Genomic DNA, 15,863 nt, shown 5'->3' with positions numbered 1-15,863 from the left:
TTGTGGAAAATAAGGTCGTCATCAAGCGCCTGCTGGCAGTGGTCAAGCCTTACCAGACGCGCTCCTGGTTTGCGCTGCTGTCGATGGCGCTCACCGCCGCCACCCAGCCTCTGCTGGGCAAGGCCTTGCAGCTGCTGATCGACAAAGGTTTCGAAGAGAAGGTGCCGTTCAGCCTGTGGTGGATACCGGGCGTGCTGGTCTCGATCTTCATCCTGCGCGGCATAGGCACCTTCTCGACCGCGTATCTCAACAATTGGGTGACCAGCCGCGTGTTGAACGACCTGCGCGCAATGGTGTTCGAACGCGTGCTCAAGCTGCCGATAGCGCGCTTCCACGAAGAGTCGACCGGCAAGATCATCAATGTCGTGGTGAACGAAGTACGCCAGGTGGTCGACATGCTGCAGTCGGTGTTCGTGGCCTGTGTGCGCGATACCCTGGTGGTGATCGGCCTGCTTGCTACCCTGCTGTACCTGAACTGGAAGCTGACCCTGGTGGCGATCGTCGTGATTCCATTGACGGCCGTGATCGTGCGCACGACGACCGGCCGCCTGCGCCGCCTGAACCGCGAGAATTTGCGTGTAACCGCCGAGATGACCCAGGTGGTGGAGGAGGCCACCCGCGGCCACCAGGTGATCCGCGTGTTCTCGGGCGAACGCTATGAGCGTGCGCGCTTCCACGCCCGCAGCGAAGCACTGCGCGGCTTCTCGCAACGCATGACGGTGGCGTTTGCGGCCACCACGCCGGTGACCCAGATCGCCACGTCGATCGCACTGTCGCTGGTGGTGGTGCTGGCGATCCAGGCCAACATGACCCAAGGCGAATTCGTGCAGTTCGTGACCATGATGCTGATGCTGCTCACGCCACTCAAGTCGCTGGCCGAGGTAAATGGCCCGATGCAGCGCGGGATCGCCGCGGCCGAGACGGTGTTCGGCCTGATCGATTCGCCGGCCGAGCACGATACCGGCACGCGCGAGCTGGGCCGTGCTACGGGACACCTGCGTTTCGAGAACGTCTCGTTCCGCTATCCGAACGCGGTCAACCCGGCCTTGCACGAGGTGGACCTGGACGTGCGGCCTGGGCAGACAGTGGCCCTGGTGGGCGTGTCCGGCGGCGGCAAGTCTACTTTTGTCAACCTGGTGACGCGCTTCTACGACCCGGAAGCGGGGCGCCTGCTGCTCGACGGTATTCCTTACCAGGACATCCGCCTCACGAGCCTGCGCGCGCAGCTGGCGATGGTGAGCCAGAACGTGGTGCTGTTCGACGACACGCTGGCGGCCAACATCGCCTACGGCGTCGAGAAGATCGACTACGAGCGCCTGGCGGCGGCGGTGAAGGCGGCGCACCTGACGGATGTGGTGGCCAAGCTGGAAGACGGCGTGGAGACGCGCATCGGCGAGAACGGCATGCGCCTGTCGGGGGGGCAGCGCCAGCGCGTGGCGATCGCGCGTGCGATCTACAAGGACGCGCCGATCCTGATCCTGGACGAGGCCACCTCGGCGCTCGACAACGAATCCGAGCGCGCGGTGCAGGCGGCGCTGGAGACCTTGATGGCGGGACGCACCACCATCGTGATCGCGCACCGCCTGTCGACCATCGAACGGGCCGACCGCATCGTGGTGATGGAGCACGGGCGCATCGTCGAGCAGGGCACGCATGCGCAGCTGCTCGATGCGAACGGGATGTATGCGAACCTGTATCGCTTGCAGTTCGTGGCGGCGGACGAAAAGGCGTAGGGTGGTCGGCTTGCCGACCGCGCGTCCAGCCAGACGTGAAATGGCCGATGAGCGTCAGAGCACCGCGGAGTTGAACGCGCGATCGGCATAGCCGACCACCCTACGAAAGCGCCTCAGCTCGCGTAATGCGCCGCTTCCCCCGGCTGCTCCGCGTCGCGCCCGTGCGCGCGGTCCTGCATCGCTTCGATATAGCGGCGCAGCGCATCGTCGAGCGACGGCAGCATCCGCGCCCGCTCGCTCGACAGCGCACTGGACTCCGGCCGGCGCGCCACGTGGCCGCAGCTGTCACCCGACACCACTTCGAGCTTCGCCGTGTCCACCCCGGCCGCCTCGCAGGCGCGCCTGGCCAGCTCGGCCCAGCTCACCGCTTCGGCATTGGTCAGGTGCCAGACGCCGCGTTCGCGGTCGATCAGGAGGTCGAGCGACACATTGACCAGGTCCGGGACGTAGGTCGGCGATACGGTCATGTCGCCGGCCGCCTGGAAGGACAGCCCGGCCTCCAGCGCGTTGAGCGCCTGGGTGACGAAGTTGTGCCGGTCCCAGGGCCCGAAGAAGGCGCTGGTGCGGATCACCAGGGCCTGCGGGTCGGCGTCCAGCACGCGTTGCTCGGCTTCCATCTTGCTCAGGCCGTACACGCCGAGCGGGTTCATGGCGTCCGACTCGACGTAGGGCGCACCCTTGGCGCCGTCGAACACCAGGTCGGTCGAAAAGGTCATGAAGCGCAGCTGGTGGCGGATGCAGGCCAGCGCCAGCACGGTCGGTCCGAGCGTGTTCTCGCGCATGCAGCGTTCGGCATCGGCTTCGGCCTCGTCCACGCGCACGTAGCCGCCCGCATTGATGATCGCCCACGGCTTGTAGCGCCGGATCGCCGCTTCCACCGCAGCGGGATCGGTGATGTCCATCTCCTGGCGCGTCAGCACGTGGAAAGCCAGGTTGCGGTTCTTGCAGATGCGGGCATAGGCCGAACCCAGGGTGCCGGTGGCGCCGGTGATCAGGACCGGCTGCACCACGCTCGACTTGAACTGGCTGCGGATCGACAGGTCCGCCACGGCGGACGGGGTGGCGACCGGCTTGCACAGGAAGCGGCCGGGACGGCGCCACCAGCCTTCACCCTGCAGCACCGGATTGGTCAGCGGGCGGCCGGTGGACAGTTCACGCATCAGGGTGGCCACCGCGGTCGGACGCGGTTCGCCACCGCGCACGTCGAACGGCCCCGGCTCATAATAGCCGCGGCATTCGGTGACCAGGCAGTTCCAGTCGTAGGAGCCGAGCAGGGCCCAGACCGTCACGGCGCGCACGTCGGCGCCCTGCTGGCGTGCGCTGCGCGCGGCATTCCAGATCTCGAGCAGCCAGCGCATCTGGTCTTCGCGGTTGGCGTCGATGTGCGCCTCGGTGATGGCGATCGGCAGGCCGTAGCGCTCCCAGGTTTCCATCAGGAGCGGCGCGATGCCGGGTGTCGGCGTGGCCAGCGCGCGCGGCGTCTCGATGTCGGCGTGGTGGATGCCTCGGTAGACATGGCGGCGGTTTTCCGGGTAGCGCTCCGGACGGTGGTCGAGCCAGCGTTCGCTGGTCGCGTAGTAATTGACGCCGATGATGTCGGGCGGGCAGGGGTTGTCCCGGAACCAGAGCAGCTCTTCCGCGGTAGCGTTCGACTCGAGCAGGTAGTCCCACAGCGGGTGGTGTTGGTCCACCTTCCCGCACATCAAATCCCAGCCCAGCCAGCGACGCTCGTTGAAGAAGCTGACCAGTTCCTGCATCTCCGGGGTGCCGTAGGTCTTGGACAGGTCGTCGGTCGCCACCAGCTTGGCAGCCGGATTGACTTCGCGGATCGCGCGCATCGACAGCACCGTGGCGCGGCACTCGTTGATCAGGGCGCGCACGAAGGTGGATTCATCGCTGCCGTGCGGGTACCACACGCCTGCCAGACCGGAAAAGCGCGCCGTGGTCAACGGTTCGTTGACCGGGGTGTAGTACTCGGCCCAGGGGTAGCGGCGTGCTACCGCGCCGGCGTACTCGGCGAGCTTTTCGGGGAAGGCGGGATCGACCAAACTGGTGTCGCGTGGTCCGCTGCCATGGTGGAGAAGGCCGACGATCGGCGTTACCCCCAGTTGCTGGAGCGCCGGCAGGCGTTCGTCCGGCCATGACCAGTCGGCCGTGTCGATGCCGTCGGGCGCGGTGCGCTCCCAGAGCACGGGATAGCGGATGGCTTTGATACCCAGCGAGGCAAAACGGTCGATGTCCTGCAGGCGTTCCGCATGTCCGTTGCGGTCCATCTGGCTGAAATAATCGTCGCGCACACGGTTGACCGTGCACTCCAGTCCCCCCCACAGTTCGATATCCGGGGTCTGGTCCGGCTGAGAATCTGCTTGAATGTTCATGTTCTGACCCGCTATTTGTTAAGACAGGCCCTAGCCTAATTGCCAGCTTCGATGGGTTGTGTGAACTGGCCCACATAAAAAGGCTTTTTCGGACAAGTCCTACTTTTTGTAGGCATGTTCGTTGATTTTGATGGCATTTAGCACTTAAGTTCTGCTATCAGGAAATTTCTGTTGGCACTGGCATAGGCCAATCGGTGCGCCGCGCCACTGCCGGCCGGGCGACAATGAGGTAAACAGGAGGATGCGATGTACATGGTGTACTGGACAATGATTGAGGCAGACAACTGCACGCCGCACGAACAACTGTTCGAGACTACCGAGATGGTCGCGGCGATGCAGTACATGGAAGCGCTGCGCAGGCGCCAGCGCGAAGGCGAAGGGGTGCGCTTCATCACGATGGCGTCCGAGCATCCGGACCTGGTGGGTCATCCCGGCGTCGACGTGACCGGACCGGAGTACAACTGGAAGAAAAGGCGGCGCTGAGGGTGACGACGTCGCCGGGTTTCCGGCCCGGCTTTCCAGCTCAGGTTTCAGGCGGGTTCGGCATCGAAAACGCCTCCTCGATGTCCACGATCTCACCCGTCCCCCGCGCACATGCCGGCGGCAATATAGGCCGCCACCGCCGAATGGGTGAACTCGGCGCTGTCGAAGCCGTGGATCGCGTCCGGCGGCGGCCCGCCGGCGGCCAGCATCATCTCGAGCAGCATGCGGGTGCCGGCAGGCGCCACGTGGACGCGAACCCGAGGGTGGCCGGCTCCGCCGGCCGCGCGTTCGACTATCATTCGAACCATCGCACAATCGCATTACACTGGGACGACGACCATGAACCACCCCATCATCCCGATTGCCGTCGCCGGCGCCAGCCGCCAGCGCAAGCGCGAAGCGCCGAAAGGCCGCCGCGTCGACCCGCAGGCCCTGGCCGAGGTCCAGGCCCTGCTGGGCGCCGAATCGCGCCAGCCCGACCTCCTGATCGAGCACCTGCACAAGCTCCAGGACCGCTATGGCCACCTGGCGAGCCGGCACCTGGCCGCGCTGGCCCAGGAAATGCGCCTGGCCCAGGCCGAGGTCTATGAAGTCGCGACCTTCTACCACCATTTCGACGTCGTGAAGGAAGGCGAGGCCGCGCCCGCCGCGCTGACCGTGCGCGTGTGCGCCGGCCTGTCCTGCGAGATGGCGGGCGCGCGCGAACTGCTGGACAGGCTGCCGTCCCTGCTGGGCCGCGATGTACGGGTGCTGGAAGCACCCTGCATCGGCCGCTGCGAAACGGCCCCGGCCGCCGTGGTCGGCCAGCGCGTGGTCCCGCACGCCAGTGCCGGGGCGGTGCAGGCGGCGGTCGCCGCCGGCCAGACCCGCGAGCAGCCGCTGGAATACGCCGACTATGCGGCCTATCGCGCCGGCGGCGGCTATGCGCTGCTGCAGGCCTGCGCCGCCGGCGAACACGATGTGGAAAACGTAATCGCCACCCTGGAAGCCTCCGGCCTGCGCGGCCTGGGCGGCGCCGGCTTCCCGCTCGGCCGCAAGTGGCGCATCGTACGCGCCGAACCCGGCCCGCGCCTGATGGCCATCAATATCGATGAAGGCGAACCGGGCACCTTCAAGGACCGCGTCTACCTCGAACGCGATCCGCACCGCTTCCTGGAAGGCGCGCTGGTCGCGGCCTGGGCGGTCGGCATCGAGGCCATCTATATTTACCTGCGCGACGAATACCATGGCTGCCGCGCCATGCTCGAGGCCGAGCTGGACAAGCTGCGCCCCGACCCGCCGGTGGCGGGCATGCCGGCGATCCACCTGCGGCGCGGCGCCGGCGCCTATATCTGCGGCGAAGAGTCGGCCATGATCGAATCGATCGAAGGCAAGCGCGGCATGCCACGCCTGCGCCCGCCCTATGTGGCCCAGGTCGGCCTGTTCGGCCGGCCCACGCTGGAACACAATTTCGAATCGCTGCACTGGGTGCGCGACATCCTGGAGCGCGGCGCCGACTGGTTCGCAGGCCACGGCCGCAACGGCCGCCGCGGCCTGCGCTCGTTCTCGGTCTCGGGCCGGGTGCGCGAGCCAGGCGTGAAGCTGGCGCCGGCCGGCATCACCATCCGCGAACTCATCGACGAGTATTGCGGCGGCATGCAGGAAGGCCACGATTTCTATGCCTACCTGCCGGGCGGCGCCTCGGGCGGCATCCTGCCGGCCAGCATGGGCGACATCCCGCTCGACTTCGACACGCTGCAACCGTATGGTTGCTTCATCGGCTCGGCCGCGGTGGTGGTGTTGTCAAGCCACGACAGCGCCGTGGCCGCCGCGCGCAACACCCTGGCCTTCTTCAAGGACGAATCCTGCGGCCAGTGCACGCCCTGCCGCAACGGCACCGCCAAGGCGCTCGACCTGATCCGCCGGCCGCAGTGGGACACGGCGCTGCTGGGCGAGCTGTCGCAGGTGATGCGCGACGCCTCGATCTGCGGCCTGGGGCAGGCCGCGCCCAACCCGATCGACTGCGTGATCCGCTACTTCCCCCACGAACTCGACAACCCCGTGGTGCAAGCGTGAATGCTTCCATCCCCACCGTTTCGTTTGAACTCAATGGCCGTACGGTCCAGGCGCTGGCGCACGAGCCGCTGATCGAGGTCGCCGCACGCGAAGGCATCGAGGTGCCGCGCCTGTGCTACAAGGAAGGTATGGAGGCGGTCGGCAACTGCCGCTCCTGCATGGTGGAGATCGACGGCGAACGGGTGCTGGCGCCCTCGTGCTGCCGCGCGCCCACGCCCGGCATGAAGGTCAGGACCGACAGCCCGCGCGCGCTGGCCGCCCAGAAGATGGTGCTGGAGCTGCTGCAGGCCGACATGCCCGAGGCGGAGTACACGCGCAGGAACGAGGTCGACCTGTGGGCGGAAAAGCTCGGCATCGGCAAGCCGCGCTTCGCGCCCACGCGGCGCCAGCCGCAGGCGGACCGGACCCATGCCGCCATCACGGTCAACCTGGATGCCTGCATCCAGTGCACGCGCTGCGTGCGCGCCTGCCGCGACGAGCAGGTGAACGACGTGATCGGCCTGGCCTTCCGCGGCCAGGACACAAAGATCGTGTTCGACCAGGACGACCCGATGGGCGCCTCCACCTGCGTGGCCTGCGGCGAATGCGTGCAGGCCTGCCCGACCGGCGCCCTGATGCCGGCGCGCGAAGTGGCGCTGCGCATCCCCGACAGGCAGGTCGATTCGGTCTGCCCCTACTGCGGCGTGGGCTGCCAGCTTACCTACAACATCAAGGACAATAAGATCCTGTACGTCGAGGGACGCGACGGCCCGGCCAACCAGGGCCGCCTGTGCGTCAAGGGCCGCTACGGTTTCGACTACGCGCACCACCCGCACCGCCTCACCATGCCCCTGGTCCGCCGCGAAGGCATGCCCAAGAGCGGCGACTTCAGCATGGACCCCGACCGGGTGCTGGAGGTGTTCCGCGAAGCCAGCTGGGAAGAAGCGCTGGCCCTGGCCGGCGGCAGGCTGGCCGGCATCCGCGACACCCACGGCGGCGCGGCGCTGGCCGGCTTCGGTTCGGCCAAGGGCAGCAACGAGGAAGCCTACCTGTTCCAGAAGCTGGTGCGCACCGGCTTTGGCACCAACAACGTCGACCACTGCACCCGCCTGTGCCATGCCTCTTCGGTGTCCGCCCTGCTGGAAGGCATCGGCTCGGGTGCGGTGTCGAACCCGGTGATGGACGTGATGCGCGCCGAGGTGATCGTGGTCATCGGCGCCAACCCCACCGTCAACCACCCGGTCGCCGCCACCTGGATCAAGAACGCGGTGAAGGCCGGCGCAAGATTGGTCGTGATGGACCCGCGCCGCTCCGAGCTGGCGCGCCACGCGCACCGCTACCTGCAGTTCAAACCCGACACCGACGTCGCCCTGCTCAACGCCATGATGCACGTGATCGTCAGCGAAGGCCTGGTCGACCGCGGCTTCATCGCCGGCCGCACGGTCGGCTACGACGACCTGGAAAAGAACGTCGCCGACTACAGTCCGGAAGCGATGGCGCCGATCTGCGGCATCGACGCCGACACCATCCGCTACGTGGCGCGCCTGTACGCGCGCTCGAAGGGCTCGATGATCCTGTGGGGCATGGGCGTGTCGCAGCACGTGCACGGCACCGACAACGCGCGCTGCCTGATTGCGCTCAGCCTCATGACCGGCCAGATCGGCCGCCCCGGCACCGGCCTGCATCCGCTGCGCGGCCAGAACAACGTGCAGGGCGCTTCCGACGCCGGCCTGATCCCGATGATGCTGCCCGACTACCAGCGGGTCGACAATCCGGAAGCGCGCGCGCGCTTCGAGCGGGCCTGGGGCGCGACCCTGGACCCGAAGCCGGGCCTGACCGTGGTGGAGATCATGGACGCGATCGACGCCGGTCAGATTCGCGGCATGTATATCATGGGCGAGAACCCTGCCATGTCCGACCCCGACGCCAACCATGCGCGCGCCGCGCTGGCAGCGCTCGAGCACCTGGTGGTGCAGGATATCTTCCTGACCGAGACGGCCTACCTGGCCGACGTGATCCTGCCGGCCTCAAGCTTCCCGGAAAAGACCGGCAGCTTCACCAACACCGACCGCCTGGTGCAGCTTGGCCGGCAGGCGATCGACCCGCCGGGCGAGGCCAGGCAAGACCTGTGGATCATCCAGCAGATGGCGCAGCGCCTCGGGCTGCCATGGAACTACGGCCACGTGTCGGAAGTGTTCGACGAGATGCGCCGCACCATGGCAAGCATCGGCGGCATCACCTGGGAGCGCCTGGAGCGCGACGGGGCGGTGGTCTACCCCTGCCCGAACGAGGGCGATGCGGGCCAGCCGGTGGTGTTCACCGCGCAGTTCCCGCGAGAGGGCGGCAAGGCCCGCTTCGTCCCGGCCGACATCATTCCGGCCGACGAGCGCCCGGATGCCGACTATCCGATGGTGCTGATCACCGGCCGCCAGCTCGAGCACTGGCATACCGGCAGCATGACCCGGCGCGCCACGGTGCTCGATGCGATCGAGCCGGATCCGGTGGCGCTGGTGCATCCGCTCGACCTGGAGCGCCTGGGCATCCGGCCGGGGCAGGCGATCACGGTCGCCTCGCGCCGCGGCGAAGTGGTGCTGTACGCGCGCGCCGACGACAGTTCGCCGGTGGGGGCGATCTTCGTGCCCTTCTGCTACTACGAAGCGGCCATCAACCGCCTGACCAATGCGGCGCTCGATCCATTCGGGAAAATCCCCGAGTTCAAGTACTGTGCGATCAAGGTCACCCCCGGCGGCGAAGTCGCGCCGCAGGGAAGCTATGGTGGCGGCCAAATATTGGCGAGCATGGCACAATCGGGGGCATGAACGATCCACATCCGCCGCGCTACCGCCCGGCACTGTCCGATGCGCGCGCGCCCCTCACGCACGAGGTGCGCGCGCTGGACGAGCGCGGCCGCGCATCGGCCATCCATATCCCGGCCGAGCGTCCGCTCACCATCTATGTCGACAAGCGCGAAATCGTCACCCTCATGACCCTGGGCGGCGCGCCCGAAGCCCTGACCCTGGGCTACCTGCGCAACCAGCGCCTGGTGCGCGCGCCCGACGACATCGTCTCGATCCAGGTCGACTGGGCGGTCGAGGCCGTGGCGGTGCGCACGCGCGGCGGCATCACCGACATCGCGGAGCGCACCGCGAAGAAAGTCGTCACCACCGGCTGCGGCCAGGGTTCGGTATTCGGCGGCCTGATGGACGAGGTCGACCGGATCGCGCTGCCGGTGGATGCGCGCCTTCCGCAATCGGTGGTCTACCGCATCGTCGACACCATCCGCACCCAGCAGTCGGTCTACAAGCAGGCCGGCTCGGTGCACGGCTGCGCCCTGTTCTCGAACGCCGGCGAACTGCTGTACTTCGTGGAGGACGTGGGGCGCCACAATGCGGTGGACGCCATCGCCGGCCTGATGTGGCTCGACGGTGTCGAGGGCGGCGACAAGGTGTTCTACACCACGGGGCGCCTGACCTCGGAAATGGTGATCAAGGGCGCCCAGATGGGCATTCCATTCCTGCTGTCGCGTTCGGGCACCACGCAAATGGGACATGCGGTGGCGCAGCAGGTGGGGATGTCGCTGCTGGCACGCTGCTCGGGCAAGCATTTCCTGCTGCTCGCGGGGCACGAGCGGCTGGTATTCGAGCCAGGTCTGCTGGAACCCCTGAACGCCCCTTATCACACGCAAGCCTGATGCTGGACGCCACCGCGCACGCATTCGCGCTGCTGTTCTCCGGCGACGAGGCGCTGTGGCGGATCGTCTGGGTGTCGCTCAAGACCAGCGTGCTCGGGCTGCTGCTGGCGGCCCCGCCGGCGGTCTTCCTCGGCTACGTCATCGCCATGCACCGTTTTCCGGGCCGTCGCCTGGCCGTCTGGCTGGCCCAGGCGGCGCTGTCGCTGCCCACGGTCCTGATCGGCCTGCTGCTCTACCTGCTGCTGTCGCGGCGCGGACCGATGGGCTCGCTGGAATGGCTGTTCACCCAGCAGGGCGTGATCCTCGGACAGATGGTGATCGGGCTGCCGGTCCTGCTCGCCTTTACGGTGGCGGCCGTGCAGGCGGCCGACCCGCGCTACGCCGAGACGGCGATCGCCCATGGCGCGGCGAACTGGCGGGTGATGCTGACCGTGTTGCACGAGGCGCGCTACGGCGTGATGGCGGCCGTCATCAGCGGTTTCGGCCGCGTGATCTCGGAGGTCGGCTGCGCGCTGATGGTGGGCGGGAACATCGAAGGGCAGACCCGCACCATCACCACCGCCATCGCGCTGGAAACCAGCAAGGGCGACTTCGCGCAGGGGATCGCGCTGGGCATCGTGCTGGTGTCGCTGGCGCTCCTGATGAACGGCGCGCTGGTGCTGCTGCAGGGCGAAGCGCATACGGCCGGAGGACGCTGGTGAATCCGGCCTCTACCGGGTTGCTGACCCTGCACGGCCTGCGCAAGCGCCACGGGGAGCGCACGCTGTTCGAGATCGACACCCTGCCCATCGAGGCCGCGACGGCCTACGTGCTGACCGGCGCCAACGGCGCCGGCAAGTCCACGCTGCTGCGCACCCTGGCGGGACTGGAACGCGTCGATGCCTGCACGGTCGAATTCGACGGGCGCGGCATGCCCCTGCATCCGTACCCGGCAGCGCTGCGGCGCGCCATCGTCTTCGTGCACCAGCACCCGATCATGTTCTCGACCAGCGTCGCCCACAACATCGCCTACGGCCTGCTGGCGCGCGGCGAGAGCCGGCACCGGGTGGCGCCCATGGTCGAGGAAGCGATGGCGTGGGCCGGCGTGGCGCACCTGCGCGATACCGCGCCGGCGCGCCTGTCGGGCGGGGAGAAGCAGCGCGTGGCGCTGGCGCGCGCCCGCGTACTGCGGCCGCGCCTGCTACTGCTCGACGAGCCCACGGCCAACCTCGATGGTCCGGCGCGCGAGCAGGTCATCAGCCTGATTCCCACCTTGCTGGAAGCGGGCAGCAGCGTGGTGATGGCCTGCCACGACCGCGACCTGATCGGGCTGCCCGGTGTCCGGCGCTTGAAGCTGCGCGACGGACGCCTGGAGTACCGCTAATACCGCTAGGCTGTCTTGTCCAACATCCACCACCGGGAGAACACCATGCAACGCCGCACCGCCATGTCCTTGCTGTTGAGCGCCGTCCTGGCCGCGCCGCCGGCGCAGGCGCAGGAAGCGATTCGCTTGTCGACCACCACCAGCACCGAGAACTCGGGCCTGCTCAAGGCGCTGCTGCCGGCCTTCGAAGCGAAGACAGGGATCAAGGTGCACGTGATCGCGGTCGGCACCGGCAAGGCGCTCGAGCTGGGCAAGAACGGCGACGTCGACGTGACCCTGGTGCACGCGCGCCAGCTGGAAGACAGGTTCGTGGCGGAAGGGTGGGGCGTGGACCGCCGCGAGGTGATGTACAACGACTTCCTCGTCGTCGGCCCGGCCGCCGACCCGGCCGGCGTCAAGGGCGGCAAGGATGTGATCGCCGCCTTCCGGAAGATCGCGGCGAGCGGCGTCAAATTCATCTCGCGCGGCGACAACTCGGGCACCGACGTGATGGAAAAGGGCTACTGGCAGGCCGCTGGAACCAGACCGGCAGGCGCGCGCTACGTGTCGGCAGGCCTGGGCATGGGCGAAGTGCTGAACATGGCGGCCGAGATGCGCGCCTATACGCTGACCGACCGCGCCACCTACGGCGCCTACAAGGCCAGGACCGGCCTGGCCGTGCTGGTGGAAGGCGACAAGCGCATGTTCAACCCCTACGGCATCATCGCGGTCAGTCCGGCCAGGCACAAGGGCGTCAACTACCAGGGCGCCAGGCAGCTGATCGACTGGATCACTTCCCCGGCAGGCCAGGCGCAGATCGCGGCCTTCCGGCCGGAAGGCGAGCAGCTGTTCTTCCCGTCCGCCCGCAGGTAGGCGGCGCGCCCGTTCAGGGGTTCGCGACCGGGCCCGCCACGGCCTCCAGGTCGAGCGTCACGTGGCGATGGCAGGTGGTGATGTGGATGAGCAAGGTGCGCACGAACCAGATAAAGCCCAGCATTTCCATGCCTTCCTCGATCGTCGTCAGCATGGCGTGCGTCAGGTCGGCGCCATGCAGCTCGACATAGCGTCCCGAGATCAATTCCATCCCGATGCATCCGCCCACATACAATGCGCAGGACAGGATGCAGCCCTTGCGCGTCGCCGGCGGAAGGCGCAGGACGAATCGCATGAACACGGCAAGGATCGTGACGACGCCCAGGATGCCGGGAACGACCCAGGCAAAATACAGGACCCCGGTTGCACGGCTGCCCATCATCGCGCGCATCGGGCTCATCAGCTGTTCGTGGACCTGGAAGGCTTCGTCATACGACAGGAAAAGAAAGCCCAGCGCGAGGGCGAACCAGTAGCCCGCATCGCGCTTGTGGTCGGCCCGCGTAAGCAGGCCCGTGATCGTCAGCAGCGCCACGCATGACAGGGCCAGCAGCACCGAGAAAAAGGTTGGAAGGTTTTGTTCCTGATTGACGTTGAACATGGGCACCAGACCTTTGACATTGTCGTACCCGAGAAGAAATTTCGACAACTGACCAGTGAAGCTTCCGATGAGTAGAAACGCTGCGATCGCCATCAAGACTTGTATGACGCGATCCAGGTCGAGTCGGATGGTGTGATTGTCCATGGCGTCAATAATGATGTTAAGTAGTTATTGGATTCTTAATAACGCAACACTGTAGTAATAAAAGGTCAACACATAATGTGACAAGATCATTACATAAAAATAATTTTCTCACAGACTTTTTTCTCAATTGAACACGGCGTTGAACTGCGGTCTTGCAAGAGATGTTCGTGCGAACGCCGCCGGGCCTCGGGCTTGGGGGGCGGCAGGTGGCAGGTATGGCGGGCGAGAGAGGGCTGGCGGTGCTCAGAAACGGCAGGCAAGCGCGCGTGCGGCGACCAGGAAGGCGTCCCACGAGGAATCGAGCTCCTGGCGCAAGCCGTCGAGCGCGGGCGAACCTAATGTTTTTCCTGCCGGAAAGTAGCCGGAAAAATCGACCGGCCGGGCGAGCAGTTCGTCCAGTGTCCGGCGCGCGCAGCCGAGGTCGGCAAGGATGCTTTCCGTATCGCGCGGCAAGTCGATGGCCTCATGGGCTTCGGTCCCGACCAGATGGCGGAAATGGTCGTGGAATTGTTCCGGGATGTCGTCGATGCAGCGAATCTGGCCGTTGCCGATCTGGCGCTCGAATACGGAACACAGGTAGCTGTCGAGCTCGAAATCACCGTTGTGGCGCGGGATACGGCCGAGCTCGGTAAAGTAGGCGTGGATCAGGTCCAGGCTGTCCTCGATCCGGGACAGCGTCGCCATCAGGGCCTCGGCACCCGTGTCCGCATCGCCGACCAGGCGCCGGATGCCGTTGGCGCAGCCTTCGGCCGCGGCCCAGTGAGCGAAATAGTCGGCAAGCTCCCTGTTGCGCTTCTGGACGGCAGCCGTCAGCCGCTCATCCAGCGTGGCCGAATGGTCCGGCGACTCCGCAACGTGTTCCTGCATCGGTCTCTCTCCATGAAGCTGGCGGGCTGCCGGGCCTGGCGCGCACCGTGGCGCGCGTTTAACGATGGAAATATTGTATACAGGAAAGCGGACAATGTGGGTGAAACAATGTCCTGATCTTGTAGCTGCGGCCAGTACGGGCTTCAGCTTGCCAGTGCCAGGTTGCGCCGTGCGTCCGCCTCGAACTGCGCGTAGGGTGCCGGGGTCTGGTAGATGCGTTCCCGGTCCAGGAAGCCGCGCAGCACCGCGCGCCGCTTGAGGGCATAGACGTCGTCGGGAACCCAGGCATATTCGGCGCGGATCTGGCGTTCGTACTCGGCGAAACGGGCGGGCGCCGCCCCCAGGATCGCCAGGTCGATGTCGGTGAGGAGGGCGGCGTCCGGGGTGGCGGGCAGGGCGTCGTGCCGTGTGGCATTGATCAGCTCGCACACGCGCATGCGGACGGCATCGCCGAGTCCCGCCTCCAGCATGAGCCGGTCGGCCAAGGCGGCCGATCGTTCTTCGTTGTCGCGCGCGCGCACGTCGTAGACGGCATCATGGAACCAGAGTGCGAGCAGGACCTCGCCAGGATGCGCCATCTGCGGCTGCAAGGTGTGCGCCAGCGTGAAGCATTCTTCGAGGTGTTGCAGGGTGTGGTAGTGCCGCTGCGGTTCGCGATAGGCGTCCAGCAGCCGGCCGTAGGCGCCGTCTGGGGGCGCCAGACCGAGCGCCTGCCAGGCGTCGTCCCAGGCGCGGGGCAGCACGTTCATCCCGGCTTTACGGCAGCTTCAGGCGCGCGGCCTTGGCCAGCGCGTCACCCAGGCCGTCGGCCGCGGTGCTGGCGGCCCCGCCCACCCAGCCGCGCGCATAGGCGCCGTCGTGCGCATGGCCACTGTTCTCGAGCACCGGCAGCAGCTTGCCGGCCACGGCGAGGTCGTTCAGGCGCCCGAGCCGGTCCTGCACGCTCGACAAGGCCTTTATATAGGCCTTGGCGTCCTTGGCCGGCAGCAGGTCGCGGAAGAATTCGGCCGCATAGCGCGCCTTCTTGGCCGCGATGCGTACGCGATGGCGGGCGTCGGCGTCGTGCTCGTCGAGCGACTTGATGCGCTTGCGCAGGCGTTTGCGGGCCTTGCGCATGAGCGGCACCAGTCCGTCGAGGGCGGCTTGCTCCAGCGGATCGTCCGGCGACAGGCCGGCGGCGGGACGCCACTGGCGGCCATGCAGCCAGTCGTGCATGTCCTGCAGCAGCCTGGCGGCGCGCGGCGACTGCAGCGTGCCGAGCAGCTCGCGGTGGAGCAGGCGGGCGCGCTCGCGCGCCGCCGCCTGCAGGGCTTCGGTATGGATGCCGCCCAGTGTCGGGAGGGTGGTGTCGGCCAGTACGTCCCAGTCGCGCGTGGCGCCCAGTTCGCCGGACAGCCAGTCGAGTTCCTGCTGCAGTTCGGACGGCAGCGGGGCCAGTTCGCGGAACATGGCGAGCAGGGCGCGCAGGCGGCGCAGGCCGACGCGCATCTGGTGCAGGCTCTCGGCGTTTTGCGCCAGCACGCCCGGGCGGTTGGCTTCGACCTGCGCCAGGCAGTTCAGGCCGATGCACTGGAGCGCATCTTCCATGCGCATCTTGCGCTTCAGGCGCACGCGCGCCGCCTTGACGGCTGCCGGCGCCGCTTCCTTGGATGCTGCCAGGGTCAATGTCGGTTCGGTTTCCATCGATGTCCTTGCCTTGTATGTCGAGACCATCATACCG

Annotated in this window: 13 protein-coding genes and 1 pseudogene; 8 read left to right on the top strand and 6 right to left on the bottom strand. The window is 67.1% G+C overall.

All coding sequences use genetic code 11. The annotated features are described in order from the left end of the window. Positions 1–2: 2 nt before the first annotated feature. A complete protein-coding gene (gene msbA, locus AC56KL_RS18000) occupies positions 3–1,733 on the top strand; it encodes a lipid A export permease/ATP-binding protein MsbA (protein WP_497181541.1) in 1,731 nt (576 codons plus the stop codon). Between the two features lie 113 nt (positions 1,734–1,846). Here the strand turns inward: msbA and AC56KL_RS17995 are convergent, their stop codons facing one another. Continuing rightward, the gene (locus AC56KL_RS17995; protein ID WP_497181540.1) at positions 1,847–4,111 is read right to left on the bottom strand and encodes a family 1 glycosylhydrolase; all 2,265 of its coding nucleotides are present in this window, start codon (positions 4,109–4,111) and stop codon (positions 1,847–1,849) included. Between the two features lie 267 nt (positions 4,112–4,378). Here AC56KL_RS17995 and AC56KL_RS17990 point away from each other — a divergent pair, with 267 nt between their 5' ends. Next, on the top strand, positions 4,379–4,594 hold the full coding sequence (locus tag AC56KL_RS17990) for a hypothetical protein (protein ID WP_497181539.1): 216 nt from the start codon (positions 4,379–4,381) through the stop codon (positions 4,592–4,594). 110 nt (positions 4,595–4,704) lie between these two features. On the opposite strand, the pseudogene AC56KL_RS17985 reads toward AC56KL_RS17990, so the two are convergent. Then, positions 4,705–4,836 (bottom strand): annotated as a pseudogene (locus AC56KL_RS17985) (substrate-binding domain-containing protein); the annotation flags it as partial. A gap of 97 nt (positions 4,837–4,933) precedes the next feature. Here AC56KL_RS17985 and AC56KL_RS17980 point away from each other — a divergent pair. The 6 genes from AC56KL_RS17980 to AC56KL_RS17955 are packed head-to-tail and all read left to right on the top strand — an operon-like array spanning position 4,934 to position 12,534. Then, positions 4,934–6,649 (top strand): NAD(P)H-dependent oxidoreductase subunit E, encoded by a 1,716-nt coding sequence (locus AC56KL_RS17980; RefSeq protein ID WP_497181538.1) that lies wholly within the window; start codon positions 4,934–4,936, stop codon positions 6,647–6,649. After that, a complete protein-coding gene (gene fdhF, locus AC56KL_RS17975) occupies positions 6,646–9,447 on the top strand; it encodes a formate dehydrogenase subunit alpha (protein ID WP_497181537.1) in 2,802 nt (933 codons plus the stop codon). Before AC56KL_RS17980 ends, fdhF begins: the two co-directional genes overlap by 4 nt. Continuing rightward, complete coding sequence (locus AC56KL_RS17970) at positions 9,444–10,319, top strand: formate dehydrogenase accessory sulfurtransferase FdhD (RefSeq protein ID WP_497181536.1); 876 nt, start codon at positions 9,444–9,446, stop codon at positions 10,317–10,319. Before fdhF ends, AC56KL_RS17970 begins: the two co-directional genes overlap by 4 nt. After that, positions 10,319–11,020: an ABC transporter permease gene (locus tag AC56KL_RS17965; protein ID WP_497181535.1), complete on the top strand. Its 702-nt coding sequence runs from the start codon at positions 10,319–10,321 to the stop codon at positions 11,018–11,020. The genes AC56KL_RS17970 and AC56KL_RS17965 overlap by 1 nt, the downstream gene beginning before the upstream one ends. Next, positions 11,017–11,682: an ATP-binding cassette domain-containing protein gene (locus AC56KL_RS17960; RefSeq protein ID WP_497181534.1), complete on the top strand. Its 666-nt coding sequence runs from the start codon at positions 11,017–11,019 to the stop codon at positions 11,680–11,682. Before AC56KL_RS17965 ends, AC56KL_RS17960 begins: the two co-directional genes overlap by 4 nt. A gap of 45 nt (positions 11,683–11,727) precedes the next feature. Beyond that, positions 11,728–12,534, top strand: a complete 807-nt coding sequence (locus tag AC56KL_RS17955) for an ABC transporter substrate-binding protein (RefSeq protein WP_497181533.1) — start codon at positions 11,728–11,730, stop codon at positions 12,532–12,534. 13 nt (positions 12,535–12,547) lie between these two features. Here the strand turns inward: AC56KL_RS17955 and AC56KL_RS17950 are convergent, their stop codons facing one another. From AC56KL_RS17950 to AC56KL_RS17935, 4 genes are all read right to left on the bottom strand, one after another. Next, a complete protein-coding gene (locus tag AC56KL_RS17950) occupies positions 12,548–13,276 on the bottom strand; it encodes a DUF8692 domain-containing protein (RefSeq protein ID WP_497181532.1) in 729 nt (242 codons plus the stop codon). Between the two features lie 243 nt (positions 13,277–13,519). Next, entirely contained in the window at positions 13,520–14,143 is a 624-nt protein-coding gene (locus AC56KL_RS17945) for a hypothetical protein (RefSeq protein WP_497181531.1), read from the bottom strand. Between the two features lie 143 nt (positions 14,144–14,286). After that, entirely contained in the window at positions 14,287–14,892 is a 606-nt protein-coding gene (locus tag AC56KL_RS17940; RefSeq protein WP_497181530.1) for an HD domain-containing protein, read from the bottom strand. A 7-nt stretch (positions 14,893–14,899) separates the two neighbouring features. Then, complete coding sequence (locus tag AC56KL_RS17935) at positions 14,900–15,826, bottom strand: CHAD domain-containing protein (RefSeq protein ID WP_497181529.1); 927 nt, start codon at positions 15,824–15,826, stop codon at positions 14,900–14,902. Positions 15,827–15,863: the final 37 nt, after the last annotated feature.

Source organism: Telluria sp. ZB4P34 (genome assembly GCF_059686055.1).
Note: the sequence above shows the minus strand (reverse complement) of the source record. Positions and strands in the feature narration are given on the sequence as shown.

What these genes read in the sequence shown, in the direction of transcription:
- AC56KL_RS17935 (WP_497181529.1), bottom strand. Translation starts at nt 15,826, where the DNA reads ATGGAAACCGAACCGACATTGACCCTGGCAGCATCCAAGGAAGCGGCG.
- AC56KL_RS17995 (WP_497181540.1), bottom strand. Translation starts at nt 4,111, where the DNA reads ATGAACATTCAAGCAGATTCTCAGCCGGACCAGACCCCGGATATCGAA.
- AC56KL_RS17940 (WP_497181530.1), bottom strand. Translation starts at nt 14,892, where the DNA reads ATGAACGTGCTGCCCCGCGCCTGGGACGACGCCTGGCAGGCGCTCGGT.
- AC56KL_RS17970 (WP_497181536.1), top strand. Translation starts at nt 9,444, where the DNA reads ATGAACGATCCACATCCGCCGCGCTACCGCCCGGCACTGTCCGATGCG.
- AC56KL_RS17965 (WP_497181535.1), top strand. Translation starts at nt 10,319, where the DNA reads ATGCTGGACGCCACCGCGCACGCATTCGCGCTGCTGTTCTCCGGCGAC.
- AC56KL_RS17990 (WP_497181539.1), top strand. Translation starts at nt 4,379, where the DNA reads ATGATTGAGGCAGACAACTGCACGCCGCACGAACAACTGTTCGAGACT.
- AC56KL_RS17945 (WP_497181531.1), bottom strand. Translation starts at nt 14,143, where the DNA reads ATGCAGGAACACGTTGCGGAGTCGCCGGACCATTCGGCCACGCTGGAT.
- AC56KL_RS17980 (WP_497181538.1), top strand. Translation starts at nt 4,934, where the DNA reads ATGAACCACCCCATCATCCCGATTGCCGTCGCCGGCGCCAGCCGCCAG.
- AC56KL_RS17950 (WP_497181532.1), bottom strand. Translation starts at nt 13,276, where the DNA reads ATGGACAATCACACCATCCGACTCGACCTGGATCGCGTCATACAAGTC.
- AC56KL_RS17955 (WP_497181533.1), top strand. Translation starts at nt 11,728, where the DNA reads ATGCAACGCCGCACCGCCATGTCCTTGCTGTTGAGCGCCGTCCTGGCC.